Below are 7,381 nucleotides of genomic sequence, written 5' to 3'. Positions count from 1 at the left end.
TGGGCTGAATTTCACTCATAGGGACTTTTTTGTTGAATTTCCTGGTAGAAAAGACGATAGATAAGATACAAAAAATAAAAAAGTTTTAAATCTTTTAAATAGCTATTCTATCCCCGTCCCTGCCAAAGGACCAGAGATTGCCGGGAGGCACCCATGAATAGAGGGTGCTTAGCACACCTGTATCGCGGCATGAGAGACCGTGGTTAACGGTGTAATTATTTAACGGAAATTAGAATGCAGCAATAAGCATCTGTTCACAATAATGCAAGAAAACAAGGAATAAAACAGCTAAAAAAAGAATAAAAGTTTTGTTATGCTGTGATTTGTAAATATTTTGTGTTCCCTCACATTATAAGAAGATTAAAATTTATAAAGGTAAATTGCATATTTATGAACGTATTTGTTGCCGATAAACTGCCGCAGGAATCGATCAATGAGCTTGGAACACTGGTTGAAAACGTTGAAAATCGACCGTCGGCCACAGCGAGCGAGATGGACGGTGGCCTGGGAGAGGCCCAGGTGCTGGTTGTCCGCTCCACGGTGGTCAGTAAAGAATGCATCAATAATAGTCCCAATCTGGCCCTTATTGTCAGAGCCGGCGCGGGGGTAAACACTATTGATCGGGAGGCCGCAAGCAATGCGGGTATATATGTGGCCAACTGCCCCGGAAAAAATTCCATTGCTGTTGCTGAATTGACGATGGGATTAATCGTATCGCTCGACAGGCGCCTGGCGGACAACGTGATCGATTTTCGGGAGGGAAAATGGAATAAAGCCGCCTATGGCAAAGCGGACGGCCTGTATGGAAAAGTTATCGGTATAGTTGGACTGGGCGGGATTGGACGTGAGGTCGTTAAAAGAGCCAAAGCGTTTGGTATGCAGGTCATCGCATGGTCGCGATCGCTGACGCCCGCACGGGCAGAGGAAATGGATATTGCGTATGCGGAAACCGTGGAGCAGGTGGCATCCGAATGTGATATATTGAGTGTGCATCTTGCCCTGAATCCGGAGACTGAGCAGATTATTTCCAGGGAGATTTTATCCAATCTGCGCGACGGGGCCCTTTTTATCAATACGGCGCGGGCAGGGGTGGTTGATGAAGATGCCCTTTTCGAGGAAGTGCGCTCGGGCCGCATCCGGGCGGGATTGGACCTGTTGAGTGATGAGCCCGAGGTGAAGCAGGGGCCGGTCGAGAGCAGGTTCCAGGAACTGGATGACGCATATGTGAGTCATCACATCGGGGCGAGCACCCGGCAGGCCCAGCTGGCGGTGGCCTCAGACGCGGTTGATATTATACGCGGTTATATTCACGAAGGGAAAGTGAGAAACTGGCTGAACCGCTGCGAGCATACCGAGGCGCCGTGGAAACTTGTGGTGCGTCACTATGATAAACCGGGTGTTATTGCTAATGTCATGAACGAGCTAAAAAAAGCAGACATTAATGCCCAGGAGCTTGAAAATGTCATATTTGAGGGCAAAAAGACTGCATGTTGCACAATTCAGCTCGATGCGGATCCCAGTCAGCAGGTCTTGTCAAATATTCGTGAACGTCGAAATGAAGTCATCAGTGCTACCCTGGTACCGGGAGAAAACTAAGACCGGAAGGAAGATGCTCCGTCCCGGTTTAGGGGATCCGGCGGGGGAATGCTGCCAGTACCAGTAGAGGATTCGCAGGGGGATATTATCAAAGGGGATGTAAGTTTTTAAAAATCTAATCAACAGCAACATAAACCAGATAAGGGAAAGCAAGGATGAGAAAAAAAAGTGGGTCAGCGTGGCGGAGTATTCTAAAGAGGGTGTTCCTGGTATTGGTGACCGGGGGATTGTTGTTGTCTGTTTCTGCAGCATATGCTCAACCATATGATTTACTGCTGGACGGGGGACATCTTATTGATCCCAAAAACGGGATTGACGAGCCGATGGATGTGGCTATTGCGGGGGACAGCATCGCAGAAATTGCTCCCCAAATTTCTCCCGGCAGCGCCGGGCGCATCATAGATGTGAGCGGGTTGTATGTGACACCCGGGATTATTGATATGCACACCCATGTGTTTCACGGCACTGACCCGGACGCCTATATAGCGGATGCCCACGTAAGCGTGGCGCCGGATGGATTCACCTTTCGATCCGGAGTCACCACGGTCGTGGATGCGGGATCAGCCGGGTGGAAAAATTTCCGTACCCTGAAAGCCCAGACGATCGACCGGGCGGATACACGCGTGCTGGCCTTTTTAAATATTGTGGGGGTCGGCATGGTGGGACGGTATGAAGAACAGAATGTAGCGGATATGAACCCGGAGATGACCGCCCTGATGATTAACGAGCTCTTTCCTGATATTCTCGTAGGCATCAAGTCCGCCCACTACTGGGGTGATTTTACCCAGGTGGAACGAGCAGTGGAAGCGGGCAACAGGGCCGGGGTGCCGGTGATGGTGGATTTTGGCGAGCATGATCCCCCGCTGTCCCTGGAGACCCTGCTTATGGACAAGCTCCGTCCGGGCGATATCTTTACCCACACCTATTCCTATACCCGGGGCCGGGAGGCGGTTGTTGATGAGGAGTTCAACGTGAAGCCTTACGTCTTCAAAGCCCAGGAGCGGGGCGTGCTGTTTGATGTGGGACACGGCGGTGGAAGCCTGATCTGGCACCAGGTGATCCCGTCCATGGAGCAGCAGTTCTGGCCGGATGTGATCAGCAGCGATCTGCACACCGCAAGCATGAACGGCGGCATGAAAAATATGGCGAACCTGATGTCAAAGTTTTTGAATATGGAGATGCCGCTGGCGGAGGTTATATTGCGTTCCACCTGGACCCCGGCGCGGGTGATCGGCCGTGAAGACCTGGGACACCTGGGCAGGGGCGCCGGCGCTGATGTGGCGGTGTTCAGGCTGAAGGAGGGGGACTTCGGGTTTTTAGATGCCCGCGGGCGCACCATGCGGGGAAGCCGGAAGCTGGAGGCCGAGCTGACGCTGCGCGATGGACGGGTTGTCTGGGATTTGAACGGCCGGGCAGCGCCCTCGTGGGAGGAGGAACCGCGGCGATATTAATATTAAAACGGTGGTATAGAAAATAAAAAACAAGTCTTATGGCACATGCAGGTTTCATGCAGGCAGATACGGACGCGGACCGGATCCGGTGGCACGTTCTTCGAGTGATGCTGGTAGTCCTAATCCTGGTTCCGGGACTGGGATCAGCCTCTGCTATCGCCCAGCCGTACGACCTGCTGCTTAAAGGGGGACAGGTGATAGATCCCAAGAATGGTATGAACGGCCCGATGGATCTTGCCATAACGGGGGAGCGCATTGCCCGCGTCGCCACTGATATTCCGGCCTCGGAGGCCGTAACCGTCATTGATGCCAGCGGACTTTATGTAGCACCGGGATTGATTGACCCGCATGCCCACGTGTTTTTCGGCAGCGACCCGGGGAAGAGCTTTGCGGGCGGGACGGGCAGTGTCGCTCCCGATGCGTTCTCCTTCCGGTCGGGGGTGACCACGGTGGTCGATGCCGGCGATGCCGGATGGCGCAATTTCCCGGAGTTTAAACGCCGGGTGATCGATGAGTCGGAGACCCGCGTGCTGGCTTTCCTTAATATTTTTGGCGACGGGTTGACCTCCGGTTCCGGCCGTTATCAGATGGATGATATTAATATTGATAAGATCCGGGCAATGATCCAGGCGCATCCCGACCTTATCGTGGGCATGCGGGTGGGACACTTCCTCGGGGAGAGCTGGCGGCCGGTTGAGTCCGCCCTGCAAGCCGCCCGTGGTACCGGTCGTCCCCTGCTGCTGGAGTGCCACCTGCCCGGGCTGCCGCTCTCCGGGCTGCTGGAGCGGATACGTCCGGGCGATATCGTTACGCATGCCTTCGGGGAAGTGAGCGACCGGACACCGATCCTTGATGAGAACGGCCAGCTGCGTCCGTACGTCAGGGAGGCCCGGGAGAAAGGCATCCTGTTTGACGTGGGGCCGGGCGGCGGAAGTTTTCATTTCAGCCAGGCGATTCCCGCCCTGCGGCAGGGCCTGTGGCCGGATACGTTCGGCACGGACCTGCACCGCTACAGTATGAATGGTCCGATGAAAAATATGCTGAATATCCTCTCGACCTATCTGAATTTGGGTATGAGCCTGGAGGATGTGATTGCAGGGGGCACCTGGAAGGCGGCCCGGGCAATTCAGCGCAGTGACCTGGGACATTTGGATGAAGGGACGGTGGCGGATGTGGTGGTCCTGGCCCGGCGAACGGGGGAGTACGGCTATGTGGATTCCGGGGGAACCAGGATCTCAGGAGATGAAAAGCTGGAAGCCGCCCTGACCCTTCGCGCGGGCCGGGTTGTGTGGGACCAAAACGGGCTGGCCGCCACGCCGCGGGAGGATGAAGAATAGAAGAGTTAATAAGATACATGATCATAAAAAGTTCAACTAAGATACTAACGTTATGCCAAGTAGAAAAGAAGTGTTAAAAATGTTGACTGCCCTCCCGTTGGGAGCTGCTGCCGGAAGTCATTTCGCCAACGGTGACGGTCGCAGGGGGGACGGGGCGATCCTTTCGGAAAACGGAAAGACCAACCGGGCGATGGGCGATGAAGCGTTTCGGAATATCGGGGTGGAACCGGTCATTAACTGTAGGGGGACCTTCACCATTATCGGGGGGTCGCTGGAGCGCCCACAGGTTCGGCAGGCGATGGAAGCCGCCTCACAAAGTTATGTACAGTATGATGAGCTGGCCGAGGGTATTGGACGGCGGCTGGCGGAGCTGACGGGCGCGGAGTGGGGCATCGTCTCGGCCGGATGCGCCGCTGCCATGAAGCACGCCACGGCGGCCTGTGTGACGGGTGGGAATCCCGAGAAACTGGTCCGTATCCCCGACCTTACGGGATTTGAGAAGACCGAGGTCATTATTCCTCACAATTCGCGAAATGCCTATGACCATGCGGTACGGAATATCGGGGTGGATGTGATTACTGTGGAAACCGAGAAAGAGTTTAAGCTTGCCCTGAGTTCCCGTACGGCCATGGTTTATCTGCTGGCGGGACGCAGAGGGCCCCTGGGACTCAAGAACGTGGCGAAGATGGCCGGGGAGTTTGATGTGCCGGTACTGGTGGATGCGGCTGCCGAAGATCTCACGATTCCCAACGCCCACCTGCGGGACGGGGCCACGATGGTTTGTTATAGCGGTGGCAAGGCGCTGCGGGGTCCCCAGTGCGCGGGACTTCTGCTGGGTCCGAAGCACCTTATGCAGGCGGCCTGGCAGGCGAGCTCCCCGCACCACGGGCCGGGACGCGATAACAAAGTCGGCCGGGAAGAGATGATGGGCATGCTGGCGGCCGTGGAAGCCTGGGTTAAGATCGATCACGAGGCCGAATGGGAGACCTGGCTTTCGTGGCTGGATACCATTGACCGGCGGGTTTCCGGCATTGACGGTATTGATACGGTGGTGGAAGAGCCCTCCCTCCCGGGGATGTCCCACCCGGGCGCCCTGGCACCGATTTCCAATCACAGTCCCCGGCTTGAAATTCACTGGGACCCGGACCGGTTGCACGTCACCGGCGGTGAGCTGGCCGAACGGCTGGCGCGGACCAGGCCCCGGATTGTAGTGGGCAGCGGCACCGACGATGAGGCGGGGACGAGTTATATCACGATAACGGCGTGGATGATGCAGCCGGACGATGCGGAGGTTGTGGCCGGTCGCATCCATGAACTGTTGTCGAAAAAAAGAAGTCCCCGTTCCAACGATATGCAGGCTCCGGCCGCCCGGTTGACGGGACGCTGGAACGTTGACATGCAGTATTATGCCGGTCAGAGCGAGCATGTTTTTTTCATCGAAGACCAGGATGAAAACTGGGTGGAGGGGGCGCACCAGGGCGACTTTACGGTCCGCGATATCGGCGGCACCGTAGAAGGGACGACCGTTAAGCTGTTGAGTACGGAGCGGCTGCCCGGCGACCGGGTTACGAATATATTTACCGGGACTCTTTCGGGGGATGGAAACAGGATTTCGGGGGATGTCTTTTTGGGGGAATACCTGACGGCAACTTTCGAAGCCACACGTCAGCCAAAATCGGGAGATAGGGAGCCGATAAGCGTGCCCGAAGGTCCCCCACTGGCAACGTAATCAGAATAGCAGGTCCCCGTTTAGCAATACGTCAAAAGGGATTTTTTACAGGTATACGTTATTCTGTTAACGGAGGTTTGGAAAACCAGGAATTCTGCCCAAGTTTAAGGCCGGAGGAGGTTGGAATACCAGCACAGAGTCCATATGCGATGATTTCAGCCTACCTCAACGCCGGTATCGGCCGAAGGACCGGTTTGTGCAACCTCTTTTAATCGTCAAACATACCACACGGCATAGCTAAAAAAACGTTTGAATTCGAATTGAGTTTTCTTTTATGATGGACCGCAAGGATTTTTTACAGCTGGTAACGGCGGCGGGAACGGCCACGGCCGCAGGGCTCGGGATGAGCGTCCCGGCCGGGGCAGGGAAGGGCCCGGGCGCCGCCGCGGCGTCCGGGCGGGCGATGAGGGCCGATATGGTGATCGCCGGCGGGGGACTGGGAGGCGTGGCCGCGGCGCTGGCGGGCCTGCGCAACGGGCTGTCGGTGATTATGACCGAGCCGACCGACTGGATCGGGGGACAGCTGACCCAGCAGGGGGTGCCGCCTGATGAGCACCAGTGGATCGAAACCCACGGGGCCCCGCGCAGCTATCGGCGGCTGCGGGCCGGCATCCGCCGCTACTACCGCCGGCACTACCCGCTGACCGCGGAGGCGGCGGGGCGGGAGCATCTGAACCCCGGCGACGGGGCCGTCTCCCGGCTCTGCCACGAGCCGCGGGTGGCCCTGGCCGTGCTGCACCAGATGCTTGCTCCCTACCTGAGCAACGGTCAGCTGAGGCTGCTGCTGGAGCACCGCGTGACCGGCGCCGACGTGGACGGGGACCGGGTGCGGGCCCTGCAGGTCCGCCACGGGCGGAGCGGGACCCGGCGCCAGCTCGAGGCGCCCTATTTTCTGGATGCCACCGAGCTGGGGGACCTGCTGCCGCTGACCGGCACCGAGTATGTGACGGGGGCCGAATCGCGCTCCCAGACTGGGGAGCTGCATGCCCCGGAGCAGGCCAGCGCGGCCAACCAGCAGGCCTTCACCTACTGCTTTGCCATGGACTACGCGCCCGGGGAAGATCACAGGATTGAACAACCCGAAGACTACTCCTACTGGCGCGACTACGTCCCCCGGGTAAGTCCGCCCTGGCCGCAGAAACTGCTCGACCTGACCTACCCGAATCCTTCGACGCTCCAGCCCCGTGAGCTGGGCTTCCAGCCCGAGGGCGCCGCGACCGGACAGAAGCTGAACCTGTGGAATTACCGGCGGATCATCAACCCGGATA

5 protein-coding genes are annotated in these 7,381 nt (G+C 57.3%); all 5 read left to right on the top strand.

From position 1 onward, the window contains the following. The first annotated feature begins 390 nt into the window (after positions 1 to 390). Positions 391 to 1,596, top strand: a complete 1,206-nt coding sequence (locus ACESLU_RS09155) for an NAD(P)-dependent oxidoreductase (RefSeq protein WP_372638230.1) — start codon at positions 391 to 393, stop codon at positions 1,594 to 1,596. A gap of 155 nt (positions 1,597 to 1,751) precedes the next feature. Beyond that, the gene (locus ACESLU_RS09150) at positions 1,752 to 3,047 is read left to right on the top strand and encodes an amidohydrolase/deacetylase family metallohydrolase (protein ID WP_372638227.1); all 1,296 of its coding nucleotides are present in this window, start codon (positions 1,752 to 1,754) and stop codon (positions 3,045 to 3,047) included. Between the two features lie 38 nt (positions 3,048 to 3,085). Then, positions 3,086 to 4,384 carry an amidohydrolase/deacetylase family metallohydrolase gene (locus ACESLU_RS09145; RefSeq protein WP_372638224.1) on the top strand — a complete coding sequence of 433 codons (1,299 nt, stop codon included), beginning with the start codon at positions 3,086 to 3,088 and terminating at the stop codon, positions 4,382 to 4,384. A gap of 52 nt (positions 4,385 to 4,436) precedes the next feature. Further along, complete coding sequence (locus tag ACESLU_RS09140) at positions 4,437 to 6,113, top strand: selenocysteine synthase (protein WP_372638221.1); 1,677 nt, start codon at positions 4,437 to 4,439, stop codon at positions 6,111 to 6,113. 274 nt (positions 6,114 to 6,387) lie between these two features. Then, positions 6,388 to 7,381: FAD-dependent oxidoreductase (locus tag ACESLU_RS09135; RefSeq protein ID WP_372638218.1), on the top strand; the 994-nt coding region annotated here is incomplete at its 3' end.

The organism is Fodinibius sp. (genome assembly GCF_041642155.1).
Taxonomy (GTDB): Bacteria; Bacteroidota; Rhodothermia; order Balneolales; family Balneolaceae; genus Fodinibius.
Note: the sequence above shows the minus strand (reverse complement) of the source record. Positions and strands in the feature narration are given on the sequence as shown.

Excerpts from the sequence above, each read along its gene's own strand:
- ACESLU_RS09155 (WP_372638230.1), top strand. The coding sequence starts at position 391 with ATGAACGTATTTGTTGCCGATAAACTGCCGCAGGAATCGATCAATGAG.
- ACESLU_RS09150 (WP_372638227.1), top strand. The coding sequence starts at position 1,752 with ATGAGAAAAAAAAGTGGGTCAGCGTGGCGGAGTATTCTAAAGAGGGTG.
- ACESLU_RS09145 (WP_372638224.1), top strand. The coding sequence starts at position 3,086 with ATGGCACATGCAGGTTTCATGCAGGCAGATACGGACGCGGACCGGATC.
- ACESLU_RS09140 (WP_372638221.1), top strand. The coding sequence starts at position 4,437 with ATGCCAAGTAGAAAAGAAGTGTTAAAAATGTTGACTGCCCTCCCGTTG.